General features: G+C 35.9%; 16 protein-coding genes and 1 pseudogene. 10 read left to right on the top strand and 7 right to left on the bottom strand.

The window, feature by feature from the left end; all coding sequences use genetic code 11:
- Nucleotides 1-420 precede the first annotated feature (420 nt).
- A complete protein-coding gene (locus tag ACP6PL_RS20490) occupies nt 421-1,776 on the bottom strand; it encodes a glutamine synthetase family protein (RefSeq protein WP_426547122.1) in 1,356 nt (451 codons plus the stop codon).
- A 232-nt stretch (nt 1,777-2,008) separates the two neighbouring features.
- On the opposite strand from ACP6PL_RS20490, the gene ACP6PL_RS20485 reads away from it, so the two are divergent.
- From ACP6PL_RS20485 to ACP6PL_RS20475, 3 genes are all read left to right on the top strand, one after another.
- Nucleotides 2,009-2,620 (top strand): class II aldolase/adducin family protein, encoded by a 612-nt coding sequence (locus ACP6PL_RS20485; RefSeq protein WP_426547121.1) that lies wholly within the window; start codon nt 2,009-2,011, stop codon nt 2,618-2,620.
- Between the two features lie 232 nt (nt 2,621-2,852).
- Nucleotides 2,853-3,062 carry a hypothetical protein gene (locus ACP6PL_RS20480; RefSeq protein WP_426547120.1) on the top strand — a complete coding sequence of 70 codons (210 nt, stop codon included), beginning with the start codon at nt 2,853-2,855 and terminating at the stop codon, nt 3,060-3,062.
- A gap of 650 nt (nt 3,063-3,712) precedes the next feature.
- The gene (locus ACP6PL_RS20475) at nt 3,713-4,462 is read left to right on the top strand and encodes an SH3 domain-containing protein (protein WP_426547119.1); all 750 of its coding nucleotides are present in this window, start codon (nt 3,713-3,715) and stop codon (nt 4,460-4,462) included.
- A 249-nt stretch (nt 4,463-4,711) separates the two neighbouring features.
- Here the strand turns inward: ACP6PL_RS20475 and ACP6PL_RS20470 are convergent.
- Nucleotides 4,712-4,933, bottom strand: a pseudogene (locus ACP6PL_RS20470) (IS5/IS1182 family transposase); the annotation flags it as partial.
- Between the two features lie 287 nt (nt 4,934-5,220).
- Between ACP6PL_RS20470 and aspS the strand changes: the two are divergent.
- The 4 genes from aspS to ACP6PL_RS20450 all read left to right on the top strand — a co-directional run bounded on the left by aspS (nt 5,221) and on the right by ACP6PL_RS20450 (nt 10,434).
- Nucleotides 5,221-7,008 (top strand): aspartate--tRNA ligase, encoded by a 1,788-nt coding sequence (gene aspS, locus ACP6PL_RS20465; protein WP_426547123.1) that lies wholly within the window; start codon nt 5,221-5,223, stop codon nt 7,006-7,008.
- 130 nt (nt 7,009-7,138) lie between these two features.
- Nucleotides 7,139-8,311 (top strand): DNA cytosine methyltransferase, encoded by a 1,173-nt coding sequence (locus tag ACP6PL_RS20460; RefSeq protein WP_426547118.1) that lies wholly within the window; start codon nt 7,139-7,141, stop codon nt 8,309-8,311.
- A gap of 18 nt (nt 8,312-8,329) precedes the next feature.
- On the top strand, nt 8,330-8,989 hold the full coding sequence (locus tag ACP6PL_RS20455) for a type II restriction-modification system restriction endonuclease (RefSeq protein ID WP_426547117.1): 660 nt from the start codon (nt 8,330-8,332) through the stop codon (nt 8,987-8,989).
- 161 nt (nt 8,990-9,150) lie between these two features.
- Nucleotides 9,151-10,434, top strand: coding sequence for a Vgb family protein (locus tag ACP6PL_RS20450; protein WP_426547116.1), 1,284 nt, complete (start codon nt 9,151-9,153; stop codon nt 10,432-10,434).
- 586 nt (nt 10,435-11,020) lie between these two features.
- Here ACP6PL_RS20450 and ACP6PL_RS20445 read toward each other — a convergent pair.
- The 3 genes from ACP6PL_RS20445 to ACP6PL_RS20435 all read right to left on the bottom strand — a co-directional run bounded on the left by ACP6PL_RS20445 (nt 11,021) and on the right by ACP6PL_RS20435 (nt 14,534).
- Complete coding sequence (locus tag ACP6PL_RS20445) at nt 11,021-12,076, bottom strand: aldo/keto reductase (RefSeq protein WP_426547115.1); 1,056 nt, start codon at nt 12,074-12,076, stop codon at nt 11,021-11,023.
- Between the two features lie 275 nt (nt 12,077-12,351).
- Nucleotides 12,352-13,155, bottom strand: a complete 804-nt coding sequence (locus ACP6PL_RS20440) for an SDR family oxidoreductase (protein ID WP_426547114.1) — start codon at nt 13,153-13,155, stop codon at nt 12,352-12,354.
- A gap of 350 nt (nt 13,156-13,505) precedes the next feature.
- Nucleotides 13,506-14,534: a hemolysin family protein gene (locus tag ACP6PL_RS20435; protein WP_426547113.1), complete on the bottom strand. Its 1,029-nt coding sequence runs from the start codon at nt 14,532-14,534 to the stop codon at nt 13,506-13,508.
- Nucleotides 14,535-14,584: 50 nt separating this feature from the next.
- On the opposite strand from ACP6PL_RS20435, the gene ACP6PL_RS20430 reads away from it, so the two are divergent.
- Nucleotides 14,585-15,487 (top strand): DMT family transporter, encoded by a 903-nt coding sequence (locus ACP6PL_RS20430; protein ID WP_426547112.1) that lies wholly within the window; start codon nt 14,585-14,587, stop codon nt 15,485-15,487.
- A gap of 150 nt (nt 15,488-15,637) precedes the next feature.
- On the opposite strand, the gene ACP6PL_RS20425 is transcribed toward ACP6PL_RS20430, so the two are convergent.
- On the bottom strand, nt 15,638-16,033 hold the full coding sequence (locus tag ACP6PL_RS20425) for a hypothetical protein (RefSeq protein ID WP_426547111.1): 396 nt from the start codon (nt 16,031-16,033) through the stop codon (nt 15,638-15,640).
- Between the two features lie 77 nt (nt 16,034-16,110).
- Nucleotides 16,111-16,242 (bottom strand): hypothetical protein, encoded by a 132-nt coding sequence (locus tag ACP6PL_RS20420; protein WP_426547110.1) that lies wholly within the window; start codon nt 16,240-16,242, stop codon nt 16,111-16,113.
- 305 nt (nt 16,243-16,547) lie between these two features.
- On the opposite strand from ACP6PL_RS20420, the gene ACP6PL_RS20415 reads away from it, so the two are divergent.
- Together ACP6PL_RS20415 and ACP6PL_RS20410 are read left to right on the top strand one after the other, a co-directional pair.
- On the top strand, nt 16,548-19,040 hold the full coding sequence (locus ACP6PL_RS20415; RefSeq protein WP_426547109.1) for an ATP-binding protein: 2,493 nt from the start codon (nt 16,548-16,550) through the stop codon (nt 19,038-19,040).
- 934 nt (nt 19,041-19,974) lie between these two features.
- Nucleotides 19,975-21,471 carry a CIA30 family protein gene (locus ACP6PL_RS20410; RefSeq protein WP_426547108.1) on the top strand — a complete coding sequence of 499 codons (1,497 nt, stop codon included), beginning with the start codon at nt 19,975-19,977 and terminating at the stop codon, nt 21,469-21,471.
- Nucleotides 21,472-21,782: the final 311 nt, after the last annotated feature.

Below are 21,782 nucleotides of genomic sequence, written 5' to 3'. Positions count from 1 at the left end.
CAAGGGGAGGCTTTAAACCAGAATTATTAATTATTAATAATTAATAATTGGGTAAATTGTTCAGTTTTGTGAATCATTATTGTTTTCTAAGTAATTTCTCAAAACTTGTGATGAACATAAGTGGGGAGGACATCCTGCCTACCAAAAAATATCACGAAGAAGCAAGATGCTCATGCTACAAAACTATTAAAATCAACTTCAGTATTTCTTTAAACGGAGGTAATAATAATATTATGTGCCCCCTCCAGGAAGCTACGAATTGTGGATAATCAGTTATAAAAAAGTATTAGTTTGTAGTTGGACTTTAGCCCTAGATGGACATTTAGCACGCTAAAGCTCAACCGCTAAAGCTCAACTACGAGCCTAATTATAAGTATTCAACCGAATATGATATAATTAATAACTAAAATTACTCCTTTTTCAATATCTAGACAACAAAATCTTTACTTCCTCCTCTATTTCCATATCCTTCATCGCTTCCCACTCAGCGCGACGAACACCAATAAATGCTTGAGCTAATTCCGATCCCAAAGCATTTTGTAGAACATCGTCATTAAGTAAGTGAGCGATCGCTTCTCCCAAAGAACTAGGCAAAGCATCTATTCCCCGGGTATTCCTTTCTTCAGGTGTAAAATTTCCTGGGTCAACCGCTACAGGTTCCCCAACATCAAGACCCCTGTTAATACCATCTAAACCAGCTACTATCACACTTCCCAGTGCTAAATAAGGATTAGCAGAAGCATCAACAGTTTTCAACTCAAAATGAGTGGGAGACGGTGGGGCAAAATTACTCGGTACTCTGACAGCAGCTTCCCGGTTATCTAAACCCCAAGCACGAAAGGCACCACTCCAGAAATGAGGGCGAATGCGACGATAAGAATTAACGCTTGGAGTTGTCAGCGCCATCAAAGCAGGCAAATGCTCAAGAATTCCAGCAATGAAACTACGAGCAGTTTTGGAGACTCCCCCTATTCCATCTGAATCAGGAACAATATTTCGCTCTCCTTCCCACAAACTTAGATGTAAGTGGCAACCATTACCTGCTTGATCGGCAAAAATTTTCGGCATGAAGGATGCGGTGAGTCCATGTTTGAGAGCTATCCCCCGCACTGTTTCCCGAAAGATTATTTGTCTGTCAGCAGCTTGTAAGGCGTCGCTATAACGGATAGATATTTCCTGTTGACCATGACCTGATTCTGGATAATATCTTTCCACTTGAATTTCTTGAGCAGTTAGAGCATCGGCAATGTCATCAATTACAGCGCAGTTAATATTCATCCCCAAGGTAGAGGCAAAAACTGTATCATCTGTGGGGGTGATACCATCAGAGGTAGATTTGAGTAGGTAGAATTCGTTTTCAAAGGCGGCCTTTATTTGTAAACCTGCTTTTTCCGCAGTGGCGATCGCTCGTTTGAGAAATCGGCGGGGACACAAAGACCAGGGAGAGCCATCTTTATACATATCCCCAACTAGACTAGCGTGAGTAGGAGCGTAGGGTAATGTATGGAGAGTAGACCAGTCAGGAACTAACCAAGCCTCCCCTACAGGAGCAAGACCTGTTTCAGAAATTACGGCATCGTACATGACTGGGAATGCTTGTTGGGCAACTGTGATGCTGACTCCTGTGTAGAAGTGTTCTGGTAATACGTCAATATGGAATGCTTTGGAGCGAATGATATTGGCGTTGTCACAGAAGAGAATGCGAACGAATTTTGTACCGTTTTTTTTGAGATGTTTAAAAATGTCTTTTGGTCGATTTTGTTTTTTTCTGTTCATGTTTTTAAGTTAAGTTACTTTAAAAGCTTTGTACTTTTATCTGACACAAACTATACTATAGTAATCCGCGCTTATATTGTAATATTTTGCGGAAATGGGATTTGGAAACCAAACCCCTACAGTTTTTTTCACAAATCATTTCATATTGCTATATAACTAATTTAGTCAACTACCTAGAAAAAATTAGCCATGATACAATTAATCTTTATTGTTCTTTTTAATTCTTAAATTTATGGTTATGGATGAGGGAGTAATTAAATATCATTGTCATTGGATAAAAGGAGAATCTCTGGCAATCGAACGCCTAACTGAATTAATGAAAAAACGTGACTTAATGCGTTCTTTGGGATTAATTGGTGTTTACGAAAATGGCATTGGTTTTGGTAATGTTAGTCAGAGAATAAATAATTCCAATCAGTTTATTATTTCTGGAACTCAAACTGCTCATCTCCTAACTTTAAAACCCGAACATTATACAGTAGTTACTGATTTTAATATAGTGGAAAATAGTCTAACTTGTTGCGGACTTGTTAAAGCTTCTTCTGAGTCTTTAACTCATGCTGCTATCTATTATTATCAACCAGAAATTATGGGTATTATTCATATTCATAATTATCAGCTTTGGCAAAAACTTATGTTTAAGGTTCCTACTTCTAATCCAGATGTTCCTTATGGTACTCCACAAATGGCAAAAGAAATGTTTCGTTTGTTTGATGAAGAAAATTTAGGAGTAGAAAAAATATTAGTAATGGCAGGTCACGAGGATGGGATTATTTGTTTTGGCAAAGATTTAGATGAGGCTGCTAATATTTTGTTGAATTTTTTAGATATTGATAATCTTTAAATTATCAGAGACTCTTTGTTCAAAGAATATTAAATCCAGACATTTCTGGAGGCATTTATAGTTGAGAGAATACTGAGCTGTGCCTTACAACAAATAAATATTGGTAAGTAGTCGGACAGAATTAATTACACAATGTCGTTGCGAATGGAGCGGAGCAGAATGAGGCATAAGTCCGAAGCGGACACGCTCCGCGAACGCAAGGGTTTTTTGGGATTGCTTCACTTCGTTAGCAATGACGGTAAATATTTTTGTTTACTTACCAATGAGCGATCGCTCTGGTAGTATGGCCAAATATAAAGTTATCCATAGTGGTTTTAGTTTTGGCGTTGGCAAAGCTCCTCCGTCAAGAGGCTGCCTTCTTCGATTTTTATGGCTGGAATTGCTATCTGCTTCAATATTTCAGCACTTAGTATATTATGATACATCAATGAGAAATTCTTAAGATTCACCACACTTAATTTCCTTTTTTGATGACAATACCTATATTTAGATTATGTTCGCTTGAATACTTATAATTACGCTCTTCAGTAATTAACAATTAACAATTAATAATTACCCCATATTACATGATTTTCAGCCTTAACTGAACTGTATTAAGATATAAGTATGTTTAAAATTTTATAAATTACACAGCTGATAGCTGTATTTTATGTTAATAAAACTACTATAATTCAACATATAGCCCCTAAGCGTATCTCCAGAAAATAGGGAGTAGGGAGTAGGAGGAAAGAATTAATTTATGACTCTTAATTTCTACCTTTCTCCATATTCCCCACACTTGTTTGATATCAAAGCTAAAAAACCTACTTTTGTAAGCTTTCCCCCTCTTCCCTCTCTTCCCCCCCCAACTAATTCATCCGGGAATATGCAAGACCATATAAAGTAATATAATGGCCTCTGCTGTGACTATCATCACCAGAATTACCTATCTACTTCAACATTTAGACGCACTTGCGCTCACTTTATCAATACTTGAAAAATCACTCAAGCACAACCGAGAAATCACTGGAATTTTACTCACAAGTCACAACCATCACCAGAAAAAACGAAGATAATTAAAACAATTAGTTCAAACATAGGAAATCAAAAACCATGAAAAACCAAATCGTTGCTTCCATCGCTGCTCTTCCTTTCGTTATTACTAGTACATTTACTCATGCTCAAGTTTCTCAAGCTGGTGCTTTAGTAGATTCCTTCCACTTCGACAGTGCTGATGATCCCGCAACTAGAGTAGAAGTAAGCCAAGAAAAGTCTTCAACTCCCAACTCCTCAGATTTAGTTAATCAAAAATCTAGTCCAGTTGTGATTACACCATCAACATCAGGATGCAAAATAGTTATGGCTATAGTAGATGATCCTGAAGCACCTCTGAATGTTCGTAGAAGTCCAGAAGTTAAAGAAGGTAATATAGTTGGTCAACTTAACAATAATGCCTTTGTTTCTGTTACAGATGAACAATCTGGTTGGCTACAAATTAGTAATCCTGTTACAGGTTGGGTTGCCAAAAACAGAACTCGTAGCACCTGCTCAAAAGTAGATAAGACTATTACTTTTTCCCCAGAAAGCGACAAAGCTATTGTTAGAGGTGAGATTATTGGTACTGGTAGTCATAACTACCGGGTTAGGATGGTTCAAGGTCAGATCCTAAGTATCAAAAATTTAGGAGATGCCTTTCCAGCAATTATTAGTCCTGATGGCAAACTTATGGCAGTTGAAGATAATGAAAGTGAATGGACAGGTACTATGCCTGTGGGTGGGGTATACACTTTACAATTAGATTCTAATCTCCGTGGATATGAGTATGAATTTTCAGTGTTAATAAAAGAGAATGAGAATTTTTAGTCTAAATCTTCAAGAAATTTTTAATTGTATTTCTATAGCGATCTTGGTTTTGGAGTTATATTAAATCCGCTTGCTTTGGAGTGTTATAATTAATCTGGTTTATCGGAGACAGATGTTACTTTAGTAGGACATTTCATATAAACCCGATTTCTCTATTTTTTTTGGACCGACATTGGGCTTTGTTGCATGAATGTTGCGATCACAATATTCATCCTATATAGAAAAGAACTAGAATAGTACAAAGTACCATTATGGCTTACCTGTTTGAATCATACGGTTGAGTATGGCAAATTGTATGAATAATTCTACTGCCTGGTTATCAAAGTTTCATCGTCGTAATTTGCATCCATTTAGGACTTTTAGCCTAAACATGGTGGTTTTCTTTCGGAATGCTACGCAAACAGATAAAGAGCGTCGGTGGTAGCTAGATTCACGTTTCCATTTCTTGCGTCCTACTTTTCTGATCCTTCTAGTGAAAAAAACGACAAGCGATCAGGGATAACTCTCGGTAATAAATAACTTTTTTGGCAAGTCTAACTTTATAACGCCAATTTCCCTATATTTCATCTATAAATAAATTCAAAACTTCTATACTCTTAATTCTTTGATTAAATCAATCTCCTGAAAAAATAGGGTGTGCTATGCGCACCCTATTTTTGTTAAATCCGAATTTAACCTAAAATTATTAATGATTTACGGGCATCCTATTATTATAATGATAAAATTTATTTTTTAGTTAAATTTCTAATTAGGTAATGATGCGAACTAATTATTGTGGACAAGTAAATGGCGATCGTATTGGAGAAACTGTTAATCTTTGTGGATGGGTAGACCGCCGTCGGGATCATGGGGGGGTGATTTTTTTAGATTTGCGCGATCGCACTGGTATTGTCCAAATTGTGAGTGACCCAGAGCGTACTCCAGACTCCTATGAAATAGCTGGAGATATTCGGAATGAATATGTTGTACAAATCACAGGTCGGGTTAGTCGTCGTCCGGAAGAGTCTCTTAACCCTAAACTTCCTACTGGGGAAATCGAAATTTACGCCGATGATATTCGACTATTGAATAGTTTGGGTAAACAACTGCCATTTCAAATTTCCACTGCTGAAACAGAAGCAGTAAGGGAAGAGTTGCGACTCAAATATCGTTATTTAGATTTGAGAAGGGAACGCATGACCCGCAACCTGCAACTTCGGCATGAAGTTGTCAAAGCGATGCGCCGTTTTCTGGAAGACGAAGAAAACTTTATCGAAGTCGAAACTCCTATTCTCACTCGCTCTACTCCAGAAGGGGCGAGAGATTATCTGGTTCCTAGTCGCGTTCATGCTGGCGAGTGGTTTGCTTTACCCCAGTCTCCCCAACTTTTCAAACAAATGTTGATGGTTTCTGGTTTTGACCGTTATTATCAAATCGCCCGTTGTTTTCGGGATGAAGATTTACGAGCGGATAGACAACCGGAGTTTACTCAGTTAGATATGGAGATGAGTTTCATGTCTCAGGAGGAAATTATTCAATTAAATGAGGAGTTAGTGGCATACATTTTTGAGAAAGTCAAGGGTGTAGATTTGCCTTTACCATTTCCCCGACTGACTTATGCGGAAGCGATGGAACGTTATGGTAGTGATAAACCAGATATTCGATTTGGTTTAGAATTGGTCGATGTCTCCGACTTGGTGAAAGATTCTGGTTTCAAAGTATTTTCTGGTGCCATTGCAGCAGGTGGGATAGTGAAAGTGCTGCCTATTCCTGGAGGTAACGATGCTATTTCCAACGTTAGAATTAAACCTGGTGGCGACTTATTTAAAGAGGCAAGTGAAGTAGGAGCAAAAGGTTTAGCTTACATTCGCGTTAAAGAAAAAGGCAAGATAGATACTATTGGAGCTATCAAAGACAACCTCACGGACGAACAAAAACAGGAATTGCTCAAACGTACCAATGCTCAACCTGGTCATTTGCTGTTATTTGCTGCGGATGACACGAATACTGTCAACAAAACCTTAGATCGCCTGCGGTTAGTTGTGGGCGAACAGTTGGGATTAATTGACAAGGATAAAATTAATTTATTATGGGTGACAGACTTCCCCATGTTTGAATGGAATGAGGACGAAAAACGTTTGGAAGCATTGCACCACCCCTTTACTGCACCCCACCCAGATGATATTGATGACTTGAAGACTGCACGAGCGCAAGCTTATGATTTAGTGTTTAATGGTTATGAAATTGGCGGTGGTAGTCTGCGGATATATCAACGGGATGTGCAGGAAAAGGTGTTTGAAGCTATTGGTTTATCTGATGAAGAAGCTGATAATAAGTTTGGCTTTTTATTGGAAGCGTTTGAATATGGCACTCCTCCCCACGGTGGTATTGCTTATGGTTTAGATCGGTTGGTGATGTTGTTAGCGGGTGAGGAGTCTATTCGGGATGTTATTGCGTTTCCGAAGACTCAGCAGGCAAAATGTTTGTTGACAAATGCACCTTCTGCAGTTGATAAAAAGCAGTTGAAGGAATTGCACGTTAGTTCAATTTCTAAACCGAAATCTTAGGTTTTTTTGGGGAAGAAAAACTGAGTTATAAACAAAAATTAACTCAGTTTTCTGTTGCCAGAATAGAATTAAAAATATTGATAATTTGATTATTAATCTAACTAAAATTTTACTCTAAATAAATAATAAATTGACTCAAACTCACAAACTAAAAGCCATAGAATTATTTGGGGGAATAGGTGGTTTTAACTTAGGAATGAAAGCTGCAAATATTGACACTATTTGGGCTAATGATATTAGCGAACTTTGTTGTCAAGTTTATCAAAGTAATTTTGGTAGTGACTCAATAATATTAGACGATATTAATACAATTAATTTATCAGAAATTCCAGAACACGATATTTTAAGTGCAGGATTTCCCTGTCAACCATTTAGTCAAGCAGGCAAAAAAATGGGAATTAGAGATAGAGTCAGGGGAACACTTTTTGAACGAATAGTTGAAATAATCCAAGCTAAAAAACCTAAATATTTTTTATTAGAAAATGTCAAAAGAATATTGACTATGGAAAAAGGGGATCATTTCCGAATTATTTTAAATGCTCTTGCTTCCTTAGACTATTTTATTGAATGGCGAATTATTAACCCGATAAATTTTGGTATTCCCCAAAACCGAGACAGAATTTTTATTTTTGGTACTTGTATTGAATCGACACAAAACACTCCTGACCTAGAAAAGTTTTCTGTATTTTTAACAGATAACGATGTTGACAGTTTACCTTGGAATGAAAATAGCGAAATAGAAAAATATATGCAGCCTATTATGAATTTTAGTAGTAAAAACTATCAATGGGGTATTGCTTATCAAAACAAAATGTACAGTAAATCTTTGCCTTTAATGGCTGATTTAAAACCCAGAAAAAAACTCAAAGATATTCTCCAAGATGAATCAGAAATAAATCTACAATTTGACTTTACTTCTGATACCCTAGAAAGAATAAAAAAAAGCAAAACTGTAAATAGATATTGTAATGGTGTAGAAATATTATATAACCAAGGTGGAGGAGCGCGTCTTGGCTATACAATATTTGGCATTAATGGCGTTACTTCTACATTAACCGCTTCTACTTCTAGGCATTATGAAAGATATCAAATCGGTAATAAATTTCGCCGTTTAACTAATATTGAATATGCTCGTTTAATGGGATTTCCCGATAATTGGTGTCGAGTTGCTAAAGTTTATCATCAATATGCTTTATATGGTAATTCAGTTGTGCCTGATTGTGTAAAATGGATCTGTCAAAGAATTGGAAAACAAAACTTTAGATTTAAGCATGAATCTTGGCAACAGTTAACATTATTTTAATTCAATATTTATCAATATATGAAAGAACTTACCCTATCACTATTCAAAACTGAGGCAGCAATTTTTGTTAGAGATTTAAGCGCTACTCCAATTTCTGATTTGTATGGTATTACCGATGGTAAAGCAGTAGGAACTTATGTAGAGCAAGCATTCAATAACTATTTAGGAACAAAGTATTTATATACTCCCGGTAGTGCAGCTAGTGGCATAGATTTCCCAGAATTAGAAGTAGATTTAAAGGTGACATCTATACGACAACCACAATCATCTTGTCCGTTTCGAGATGCTAGTCAAAAAGTTTATGGATTAGGTTATAATCTACTTGTTTTTGTGTATGAAAAAATAGATAACCACGAATTACGAGCAGCAAGTTTAAATATTCAAAATGCGATATTTGTAGCAAAAGAAAGAACAGGAGATTATCAAACTACAAGGGGTTTAATAGAAATTATCAGTCGTAATGGTAATCAAGATGATGTAATAGGATTTTTGGAAGACCGTAATCTTCCTTTAGATGAAATAGGACGTGAAGTCTTGGCTGAGAGAATAATTAGACAACCTCCACAACAGGGTTATATTACTATCTCTAATGCTTTGCAATGGAGATTACAATATAGAAGAATTATTGAGCAGGCAGTAATAGGAAATGTAGTTGGAGTAGAAAATATTCTGAATTAATTTAGCGGTCAGCAATTAGGCATCAGCTATCAGTTTTTCAATTATAATTGCCCTGAAATTTTATTTAATTCTTGCTAGTCAAAAAGCCAGAAAATACAAAGACTTGCCAAATTAAAAGAGTTGTGCATAAATAACTAAAAACCCTAATTAATACACGACTCATGTTAGAAATTATTGACCTGTTTGATGAAAACTTCTATTTAGATAGTAACCCTGGTGTTGCAGAAGCAATAAACAATGGCATTGTCCAAAGTGGCTTCGACCACTTTATTCGATTCGGTCAATTTGAAGGGCGAGACCCTAGTATTTTTTTTGATACTAATTTTTATTTAATCAATAACCCTGATGTTGTTGCTTTAGTTCAACAAAATTCAATTACTCCCATTCAACATTTTATTCAAGTTGGTCAACTAGAAAATCGCGACCCTAACCCTCAATTTAATACCGATATTTATCTACAAGAAAATCCTGGAGTTGCTGATGCAGTTCAACAAAATTTATTGACTGCTATTGAACATTTTGTTAACTTTGGTATTGCTGAAAGTCGGTTATTTTCCCAAAATTTTATCGGTACAATATTTGATGTTGTTGTTACCAGTGCTGCTAATAATGGAAATAGTGCTGCTTTGCGTTTTGATGGTTTAACTGGTAGATTTATTAGTGAATTTACTAATGGTGGAGGATTAACTGACCCGAGAGATATTGTACGAGAAATTGATGGTTCTAATACTGTTTTAATTAATGGTGGAAATGATGATGTTTTACGTTTCGATGCGACTACAGGAAATTTCATTGAAACATTTACAGAATTTCCTGAATTAAATGGTGGAGGTTCTGTTTTTGGACCTGATAATAATTATTATGTAGGGGCGCGTTCGTTAGGAGCAATTTTACGTTTTGATGGTGAAACAGGAGACTTTATTGATGAATTTATTCCTTCAGAATTAGTAGATTTTCCTAGGGGTTTTGTATTCGGTTCTGATGGTAATTTTTATTTAGGAAATGGTGCTGATCCGACAACAGGTGGAGGCGGGGGTACAATTATTCAATATGATGGTCTCACTGGTGAGGTGTTAAATCCTAGTTTTGTTAATGATCCTGAGTTAAGTCCTCTAGATGTGATTAGTGGTTTGGATGGTAATATCTATGTCAGCAGTGAGTTTCCTTTTGGTCAAGATGATTCGGTAGGTACGGTTCGTGTCTATGATATTAATACGGGAGGGTTGTTAGATGTGCTTGATGCTGGTGTAGATGCAGAGGGAGTGCCAATATTCGATGCGCCAAGGGGTTTAGGCTTCGGACCAGATGGTAATCTTTATGCTAGTAGCACTGGTACTGGTAGTGTGGTTCGTTTTGATGGTGCAACGGGGGATTTTATTGATGTGTTGATTGAGTTTCCTCAGTTGAATGGTCAAGCATTAAATTTCGTTCCTGCGGAAAATTAGTGTAGTTATGATTAGAGTGCAATAAGTTGGTAAAACCTAACCCCCCAGCCCCCTTCCCTGCAAGGGAAGGGGGAGTTTATCCCCTCTCAAAAGCAGGAGAGGGGTTGGGGGAGAGGTCTTAATTTATTAAACTTATATCATGTCCGGATAATCAGTGATAAAAAAGTTTTTGTTCGTAGTTGGGCTTTAGCCCATCTATAGTTCGGGCTAAAGCCCAACTACAAAGTTTAATTATAACTATTCAACCAGACATGATATTACCCACATTTTTAAGCTAGACGGGTACTACGAGTCATAGTAATTTAATCCATTGACATACTCCCGACATTGCGCTGACGCGACAACGCGGGATTCTTCGGTCTGGTAAACCCTGACCGCTGTTTTGACAGAGGTGATGTCCTCCCCCTGTATTGATAACAAGAAAGAACTATTGTAGTGACAATATCTGTAATTGTCAATAGCTATAATAGTAGATAAAATCAGGACGAACCACACAGATAACGCCCGGCTTTCCCATGCGACGCTCCCCTAATAGCTGCGGCTAGGCTCCGCCAACAGGAGAGCGCGGGACTTCCCTCCGGGGGAGTTAATCCATTAATTGTGAATAGCGATGATTTTTAATTTTCTCAAATGCGCCATTATAAGCAAAGTTTTTGACCATATCTGCTTTAAAGAAATCGTGTGGAAAACCTAGTTCGATTTGACTGACTCGATCTAATTGCTGAATTTGTTCTGGGGATAATTTCACATCGACGCATTGGAGATTATCTTCAATATGAGAAATTTTTCTAGCTCCAATAATTGGAATTACCCCTTTATTTAATAACCAACTTAAAGCTACTTGTGAGGAACTTTTTCCTATTTGTTGAGCAACTTTATCTACTTCTTGAGCAATAGTAGTATTGCGATCGCTCCGCTCCAAAAAACCTTTCATCATTTCATTATCTAGTCTGCGCTCTTCTGAGGTTGCATTAGATTTGGTATATTTCCCACTCAACCAACCACTAGCAAGAGGGGACCAAGCCGTAACGCCGATATCAAAAGTACGAGACATTGGTAAAAGTTCCCTTTCTGCAGTGCGCTGAATTAAACTATATTCTATTTGCAAACCAACAAACTGCGTCCATCCCCTTAATTCTGCCAAGGTATTACATTGAGAAACAACCCAAGCAGGTGTATCGGAAATACCGATATATAATACTTTTCCGGCTCTCACCAAATCGTCAAATGCCCGCATTACTTCCTCAGCAGGAGTCATAAAATCCCAAATGTGCAACCATAAAAGATCAATATAGTCAGTATTAAGACGTTTGAGACTAGCTTCTACCGACTGCACCATATTTTTACGTTGGTTTCCCCCGCCATTAGGATTATTATCTCCCAAACCGTTAGTGTATTTGGTTGCTAAAACAATAGCATCTCTTTCAGAGGCAATAAACTCACCAAGAAATTTTTCACTGGTGCCATTTGTGTAAACATTAGCAGTATCAATGAAATTACCTCCTACTTCGCGGAAGACTTGGTAAATTTTCTGGCTTTCTTCTTTAGACGAACCCCAACCCCAGTCTTCGCCAAAGGTCATTGTACCTAAACAAAGTTCGGATACTCTTAAGCCGCTTTTTCCTAATAATTTGTATTGCATTTTGTGTTTTGCTCCTTTTTTATTGAACTTGAATCTTAGATTTTTACGATAAAGCAGTAGAACATTTATCTAAGGAATAATATGGTATATCGGAGTAGGCATTATTTATAAATTTACTACAATTTTCAGACTTTCGTGACTAATACATCATTAGATAAAAATAGCAAAGAAAGATATAGCTAGTAAATAATAATAGGAATAACCAACGATAAAAAATAATCTCATCGATCTTGCCTTCATCATATTTTCATAAGCAACTCTTTCTTAGCTATAAATTACCCCAAACTTTTTCCCATCATAAACTGAACTAAACCAGGAAATAACCGATAAGTTTCTGTTGCTAAAACAGCCGAACCTACTACTACTTCAGACTGCTTATTTTGAACAACATTCCAGATAGCTTCCGCAATATCTTTTGGCTGACTAACAAAATTGGATTCTAAAGCAGAATTCATTTGTTGGCGACTAGCTTCTACTTCTGAATTATCTCCACCCCGAAATTGCGCCCTTTCCAGAAAATCACTGTTAATAACTCCTGGTTGTACAGAACTAACATTAATTCCTTTTGACTGTAATTCTAAACGTAAAGTATCAGTTAATCCAGTAACTGCATATTTACTAGCACAATAAGCTGTCATTTGTGGTAAAGGCATTTTTCCACCAAAGGAACCCACATTAACAATTGTGCCAGATTTTCTTGACAAAAAATGAGGCAATAAAGCTTTTATTGTATTCACATAACCGAAAAAATTGACATTCATTAACTGTTGAAAATCCTCTAAAGTTGTATGTTCCATTCCACCAGTCAGACAGATACCAGCATTATTAACTAATACATCAATTTTTTCATAGAATTCTATTGCTTTTTGCACCAAATATTCTACTTGTTTAGCATCAGTAACATCTGTAGGAATAGCTAAGGCAGATTTACCAATTGCCCTAACTTCATTTGCTGTTGCTGCTAATCTATCTAACTTTCTAGCAGCTAAGACAACGTTATATCCTTTTTTCGCAAATAAAAGTGCGGTTTCTCTACCACAACCTTGAGAAGCACCAGTAATTAAAACAGTTGGTAGCATATTTTTTTTTAGACAAATTAAAATGCTAGATTTACAGGAATTAGTGTAACGCAATTCTGAGGGAAAAGAAAAATTTACCGATGATGGAGCTTCTCTTCTCTCCTAGATAACTAATACTTTCTTTCTTCCTTATATATAGTCATCATTACTATTAGTTCATAATTGTAGTGCCGTGAAACGCCTAAAATATTGCAATAGTAGGGGCGGGTTCCACGTTAAATTAATAAGGCTCAACATTAAATTAGATAAACCCGCCCCACCCCTCACAAAATGACCTAATGCACCATTTTAGATTTGTCAGTTGACTAGCTAGTCACTAATAAATAATAGCTGATAACTGATAAGTGAAATTACTCATCCTTTAATTTTATCTTTCCTCTCATTCTTGCCACAACTTGTAAATCAATACTTTTATCAGTTTCATCCACAATTTCACCAGTTAATTCTTCTAATACATCCTCCAGACTTACCACTCCCGACATTCCCCCATATTCATCTAAAACAACCATCAAATGTTGACGATATTTCTGAAATTCTTTCAATAATAAATCAACTCTTAATGTATCTGGAATAAACCTAACATCTCGCATAAAATCATAAATTTTTTCATTGTCTTTTCCCTCAATCATAGCCTTAAGTAATTCATGTTTCAAGACCATACCCAGCACATCATCAATAGAATCTCCTATGACAATAATTCGGCTATGTTGAGAACTAATAATATCTGATTTAACCTCAGCTATAGTTGAATTACTATATAAATAGGTTGTCGCTATTCGAGGAGTCATAATATGAAATGCACTTTTATCATTTAGCCGAAATACTCTTCTAATCATTTCAGCTTCATCCCCTTCAATTACTCCCTCTTGATATCCTATTCTAGTCAAAAACATTATTTCTGCTTCATTAGTAGTAGGTAATTTTTTCCCTTGAGTAAAAGGTGATGTAATTTTTTCCATTAACCAGACTATGGGAGTAAAAATAAAAGTTAATCCCTGCACAGGTAAAGCTATAGTTAAGGCAAATTTCATAGCATAGCGTTCCCCAAGAGTTTTAGGAATAATTTCGCCAAAAACTATTACTAAAAATGTCAAAATAGCAGAAAAAACTCCTAACCAAGCATTGCCTAAAACTGAAGCTGCAATATTACCAATTAAGATACTGCCAACAATATTAAAAATGTTATTAATAATCACTACAGTGGCAATGGGGCGGTTAATTTTTTTCTTAATTGCCCACAATGCTAATGCTGTTGTTTTTTTAGACTGTGCTAACTGTTGTACTTTAATAGGAGAAACTGAAAGTAAAGCTGTTTCAGTAGCAGAACAAAAGGCAGAACCTATGAGAATAATTAAAACTATAATAGTTAGCTTTAGCATACTCAACTAATAATTGGATAAACTCAATAATACCATCTTTTTATTTGTTTATGAAACCTTCTAACTGGTTAATTATATTAGTTTTAACTATCGGTGTTTTGGCAATATCTACTAGCGCAGTGTTAGTCAGGTTGGCAAATTTGTCTGCGGGAATGAGTGGTGTAGGGTTTAGTCTGGTAATAGCTGCCTCGCGGGCAGCGATCGCCTCTTTATTATTAGTACCAACATGGTCAAAAATTAAGTGGCAAAAACTCCAACCAGGGGCAATACTCTATGCAGGAGCAGCAGGAGTTTGCCTCGCCGTTAATTCTGCTCTGTGGATTACCTCTTTATCTTACACTTCGATCGCAGCTGCGACTACCCTCATCAATACTACCCCTATCTGGGTAGCTTTGTTGTCGTGGTGGTTGCTAAAAGAAAGACTTTCTCGCCAGACAGTTATTGGCATAGCAGTATCTATGACTGGAGGACTAATAATTGGTTTAGTAGATATTGGTGGGGTAACTACGGGTAGCAACCTTCTTCTGGGAAATTTTTTGGCTCTCATGGGAGCTTGGACAATTAGTGTCTATATGCTTCTGGGACGTGAAGCTCAAACCAAGGGGTTGAGTATTGGAGGCTATATTGTGGTAGTCTATGGTATCAGTGCAATTATATTATTCCCCATTCCTTTCGTTTCGGGTGTTGGCTACTTTGGTTATTCTGGATTAGTCTATTTTTATATACTATTAATAACGTTATTACCTCAATTAATAGGACATACAAGTTTAAATTGGTCATTGCGTTGGGTTTCTCCTACTTTAGTTACTTTGGCAATTTTATTTGAACCTGTTGGAGCGAGTTTTTTGGGTTATTTATTGTTCGGTGAAGTGCCTTCTCTAATTTTTTTATTGGGAGGAGTTATTTTATTAGTTGGAGTGGCAGTTGCGGCTCTGGGTTCTCAACAAAAATAGAGGGAGAATGTAGGGATTTTATAGCTGAATTTAGAATTTAGAAGTAGGGGCGATTCGCGAATCACCCCTACTAAATTTGAGAGGAGCGATAATTCTTTGTATTTTGGTGAAAAAACTTAGATTAATCCCTACACTCTTCTGCCAAAAATTCTATTTTGTTTCTGGTATAATCTCTTGAGTATGGAAAGTTATACCCTTAACAAGTTTAACTATAAACTGTTGTAAAAATTGAATAGTTGCTCTCATACTAGAACCATGACTAACTGCCCAAATATTTGTGATTAAAGAACAGCTAGCGAATAATAAAAGAATGAATGTTTGGATTCTAACGACTCCGACAATAAACCAGCTTCCGACATGAAGGATAATCATTAAAGCATAAAAACTAGCGACTAATGCCATTAAGTTAATTTCTTTTTTAGGTCGATGGAGAACTGTAAAAATTATTGGCTGTAAACTTGCTACTACATTCATGGGTACTAGACATCCACAAATTGCTACACAATATAGGTGTGAAAATTCAATTATTTGATTGAAGTCGAACATCTTATAAATCTCTCTTTATGCTTGATTAATTCTGTACTTTTATTGGAGTGTAATATCAAAACTCAGAAAACAGCTTTTTATTTTTTTGTTTTTTGCTTTTTTTTAACTGAATCAGTCCAAAAATTAGTAAACATCATTAGCATTCCTCCAAGAAAGATAGTAATTGCCATTCCAGCAGGAATTACAGTTTCCCAGTCAGTTGTTTCCATGTACTTCCTAGTTCATTTAAGTCAGGGGATTTTAGTAATTATACCTAATATGTTATTAACTACTATATGATTATATTAAGATTTATAAAAAAATGTTAAGCTAACAAAAAAATTAAGGAATGTTTAAAGTTACTTTATGTATACTGTGAAAAAAAATCTATTATAGTCAAAAATAGATTTGCTAAATGTATTAATGTTATTTACTGAACTTGATATAAATCCCACGGATAGAAGAGTATAAACAAGTCCTAAATATTCAGGGGTGTTGTTATTAATCCTGTAACAGTAGTTCCAATTTTACTAATATGAACAGTAACCAAATTAGTCTAGCAAATCAAGGAGATTTAGCTAACCAATATCAAGAACAAATTCATTTATCAGGTCATATTCAATCTCAGGGCCTCTTATTTGTTTTACAAGAACCGGAATTAAAAATTTTACAGGTAAGTAATAACACTTTTGAACTATTTGGCATACCTGCTCAAACATTACTGAATCAAAACTTAAGTGACTTTCTCGACCAAAACCAAATTGATACACTTAGAAAAAGTTTAGAAAATAATCCGGTCTTAAAAACAGTAAATCCTGTGAAATTATCAGTTAAAAGCAGAGATAAATCTTTAGTTTTTGATGGAATAATTCATCATTCGGAAAATTTTTTAATTCTTGAATTAGAACCAGCCATATCTCAAGAAAATATTTCATTTTTAAACTTCTATCATTCTATCAGAGAAGCAGCATTAAAAATGCAAGGTGCTTCTAATTTGAAAAATTTATGTCAAATAATTGTAGAAGAAATCAGAAAAATTACTGGTTTTGACAGAGTAATGGCATACAAATTTGACTCTCAAGATCATGGATCTGTAATTGCGGAAGATAAAATAGAAAACCTAGCACCACTTTTAGGATTAAATTACCCTAGAATAGATGTTCCTACCGAAGCAAGAAAACTATGTCAGGTAAATTGGCTCAGATTAATAGCAGACGTTAATTCTCAACCTGTAGAAATTTTACCAAGCAATAATCCAATTACCAATAAACCTCTTGATTTAAGCTTTTCTATTTTAAGAAGTGTCTCACCTTGCCACATAGGATATTTAAAAAATATGGGAGTTACGGCTTCTATGTCTATATCTTTACTCAAAAATCAAAAATTATGGGGTTTAATTGCTTGTCACCATAATTCAGCGAAATATGTGCCTTATGAATTAAGAGCAGCGTGCGAATTTTTAGGACAAACAATGTCTCTAGAAATACCTTATCAAGAAAAAAATGAAGACTATAATTATCGGTTAGAGTTAAAATCAGTCAAGAGTAAAATAATTGAACATATTTCAACCTCATCAAATTTTATTGATGCCTTAGTTGAATGTCAAAATCAACTACTAAATTTGGTCAGTGCTGAAGGAGCAGTTGTAATTTCTGGAGACCATTTTCATCTAGTAGGTAAAACTCCACCATTAATACCTATTCAGGAATTAATTCCAGATATAGAAGAACAGTTTAATCAAGAAGTTTTTTCTACAGATTCTTTTCCTAAAATTTATAAAAAATTCGAGAAATATAAAGATGTAGCTAGTGGGTTACTAGCAGTTTCAATATCTTCAGCTCAGAGAATTTATATTTTGTGGTTTCGACCAGAAGTTATTAAAACTATTGATTGGGCAGGAGATCCTACACCAGTTACAGAAACAGAGTCTAATGGTGAGATTAGATTATATCCTCGCAAATCATTTGAACTGTGGAAAGAAATTGTTAAGCTAACATCTCTACCTTGGAAAAAGTGTGAAATAGATGCTGCCTTGGAACTGAGAGATGCGATTATTAAAATTGTGCTTAAACAAGCAGATAAACTAGCAAAATTAAATTCTGCATTGCAAAATTCAGAAGCAAAGGAGAGAGAAAAATCGGCTCAATTAGAACAAACATTAAAAAAATTACAATTGACCCAGACACAACTAATCCAAAGTGAAAAAATGTCAAGCTTAGGGCAGTTAGTCGCAGGTATTGCCCATGAAATTAATAACCCTGTTAATTTTATCTATGGCAATATTGAATATGCGAAGAATTATTCCTATGAACTAATGGACTTGATTAAACTATATCAACAACATTACAATCCTCCTGTGGCAGAAATTGAAGCAGAAAGGGAAGAAATAGATATAGAATTTATTCTAGAAGACCTACCTCAACTATTAAAATCTATGAAGGTAGGTACAGAGCGGATTCGTGAAATTGTCAAATCATTACGCAATTTTTCTAGACTTGATGAAGCAGAAATGAAGCCAGTTAATATTCACGAAGGAATAGATAGCACTTTACTTATACTTAATAATCGACTTAATCCTAAAGTTGGGAAAGAGATTAGTTTAATTAAGGAATATGGTAATCTTCCTATGTTAAATTGTTATGTGAGTCAGTTAAACCAAGTATTTATGAATATTGTGGTAAATGCAATTGATGCTGTGGAAGAAGCACAAGCAAAAGGGAAATTTTCTCAATCAAATGAAGACGAAATTCCCACAATAAAAATTAAAACAGAAGTTATAGAAAAAACAGTTGTTACTATTAGCATTTCTGATAATGGTATGGGGATGGCAGAAGAAGTACAGCAACAAATATTTGACCCTTTCTTTACTACAAAACCTGTAGGTAAAGGTACTGGTATTGGGTTAGCAATTAGTTATCAAATTGTGGTGGAAAAACATGGTGGTCGTATCTTTTGTAATTCTCAATTAGGAGAGGGAAGTGAGTTTATAATTGAGATTCCTATTCAAGATAATTCTATGAAGGGGTAGTTCAGTAATTAACAATTAATAATTAATAACTATTAATTGTTAAGAGAATAATGCTTTACCGAATAATTAAGGTATAAAGCCTCTCCTTTAAAGGAGAAACAAGCGGTCGTTTGCGGAGCATTCCGAAGGATGGGATGGCGAGGTTTCCCGCTCTTGCAGAGCCGCTACGCTTTTCATGTCGGCTCAAGCGCCGAAACGCCATATCCAATCGACCAAGATAGAAAAAATTTTCCCTACCGCGTCAATCCTCTTCCTTTTAGGGCTTACCATTACCCACATAATTATTTACAATCTTGAAAGTCTTATTAGTTAATGGTTTCGAGGTTTAAAGACAGCAGATAACTTGACTTTTACTAGCATCTATGATTCCTACTTGATACTCCCATTTTCGTGCTTCCTGCTCCCTTCTCCCTGCTCTTTGAAAAATGTTAAGAAAGATGTGGGTAATGGATAGCTTTTAGGGAGAGGTAATTATCAATTATTCATTATCAATTATTGAACCATATCTCTTAAATTCCTTACAGGATAGGGGAGACAAGGAAAAGGGGGAGGATAGGGCAGTCAAGACAAACCTGCCATTTTTCAAATGTAGGACAGAGGTGGCTAAAAGTGAATAACGTAATTTCGACATTTCCCAACTGTGACTAGCTACTATAATCATCTCCCCACACTCACCACCCTGCAATACTTCGGGCGACTTATGGGTAAGGGATAGCTTAAGACTTAAGAGAAGGGGATTGACTCAAAGGAAAATTTTTGTTTCTAGACATAATTTGTAGTTAACTCCTGAACTCTTCAATATCTGACAAATATGAGGCAACATACCTTACTTCAGGAACGCCAAAACTTCTGACTTCTGACTTCATAAAGGCCATCCAGCAAAATTTATTAACATATCTTAATATATGTAAGAGAAGAGTTTAAGGATATAGTTGTGACTAACAGTAAAAAATCCAAATGGAAGCCAAGTAGATTATTGCAAACCCTAGCCTATTTTGGGGTCATTCCCTTTATCGGTAGTGTTAAATGGTTACAAAAATTATTTGGTGAAAAAACACCATTACCAGCAGATACATCAGAAGTCGTATTAGTAGTAGGTGCTAATGGTGGAGTCGGTAAACGAGTTGTAGCTAGACTACAGACAAAGGGTTATCAAGTCCGATCGCTCGTTCGAGATGCTAAAAAAGCTCAAAAAGTTCTCGGTAAGAATGTCGAAATAGTAACCGCCGACATCACTAAACCAGAAACCCTCACCCCTGAGATATTCAAAGACGTTAGCAAAATTATTTGTTGTACAGGTACGCGGGTGCAACCTGTAGAGGGAGACACCCCAAACCGGGACAAATATAACCAAGGCATCAAATTTTTCATGCCAGAAGTTGTTGAAGATCCCCAACTCGTCGAATATGAAGGCATGAAAAATCTAGTAGCAGCAGCAAAACCACAACTACAACCAAGCAACAAAAAAATCCTGTTTGACTTCACTAACCCCACCCAAGATGTTAAAGAAACCTGGGGTGCATTAGATGATGTGGTGATGGGGGGAGTCAGCGAAAGTTCCATCCTTCTCACAGGTAATAGCGCTCTTTTCTCCGGTAACGTCTCCACAGAAAACTCCGGCGGTTTCGTCTCTGTGCGTACCCGCAACTTTAACCCCCCAATGAATTTATCAGGATCTGCTGGTATCGAACTCCGGGTGAAAGGAGATGGCAAACGTTATAAATTTTTCCTGCGCTGCGAAGACAAATGGGATGGGGTTGGTTATAGCTATTCTTTTGATACCGTTTACAATATCTGGACAACTATTCGTATTCCATTTAAAGATTTAATTCCAGTATTTCGAGCCAAAGTTGTAAAAAATGCTCAACCTTTTAATCCTAGTCAAATTTATTCCTACCAATTAATGTTGAGTAAATTTGAATATAACCGAGAACTCAATCCTAAATTTGCACCAGGATTTTTTCAGTTAGAAGTTGAGTCTATTAAAGCTTATGGTAGCGACCAATTACCTAAATTTGTTCTGGTTAGTTCGGCAGGTGTAACTCGTCCGGGGCGACCAGGTTTAAATTTAGATGAACAACCTCCAGCAGTGAAGTTTAATGATCAATTAAAAGGTTTATTAAACTGGAAATTAAAAGGAGAAGAAGTTATTCGTTCGAGTGGAATTTCTTACACAATAATTCGACCTTGCGCCATGACAGAACAACCAGGCGGTCAAGCATTAATATTTGACCAAGGAGATAATATTAAAGGTCTTGTTAGTCGGGATGATATTGCCGAACTTTGTGTCAAAGTTTTAGAAGAAAATCAGGCTTGCAATACAACTTTTGAAGCAAAAGGAGATAAGGAAAATCAAGCAACTCCTGAAAATTGGGAGAAGTTATTTAATAGTTTAGAAACTGATACTAAAAAGTTGCCTCTGACAGTTTAAAATGTTGCAAATAGTGTAGGTTGGGTTGAGGTCGGAAACCCAATACAAAGAGTCTCAGTCTAGTAGGGTGCGTTAATAAAAATGTAACGCACCATTTCTATATTTAAAGTAATTTCAGTTACCAGTTATAATTAAAGTTTGTAGTTGGGCTTCAGCCAGAACTATAGAAATTGCTCAAGTCCTACTACAAGCAACAACTTTTTGATCACTGATTATCAGGACATGATTTTATCAGTAATATCATGTCCGCTTGAATAGTTATAATTAAAGTTTGTAGTTGGGCTTCAGCCAGAACTATAGAAATTGCTCAA

The organism is Dapis purpurea BLCC-M126, from assembly GCF_050015975.1.
Taxonomy (GTDB): Bacteria; Cyanobacteriota; Cyanobacteriia; order Cyanobacteriales; family Microcoleaceae; genus Trichodesmium.
This window is presented reverse-complemented; position numbering and strand designations above follow the sequence as displayed.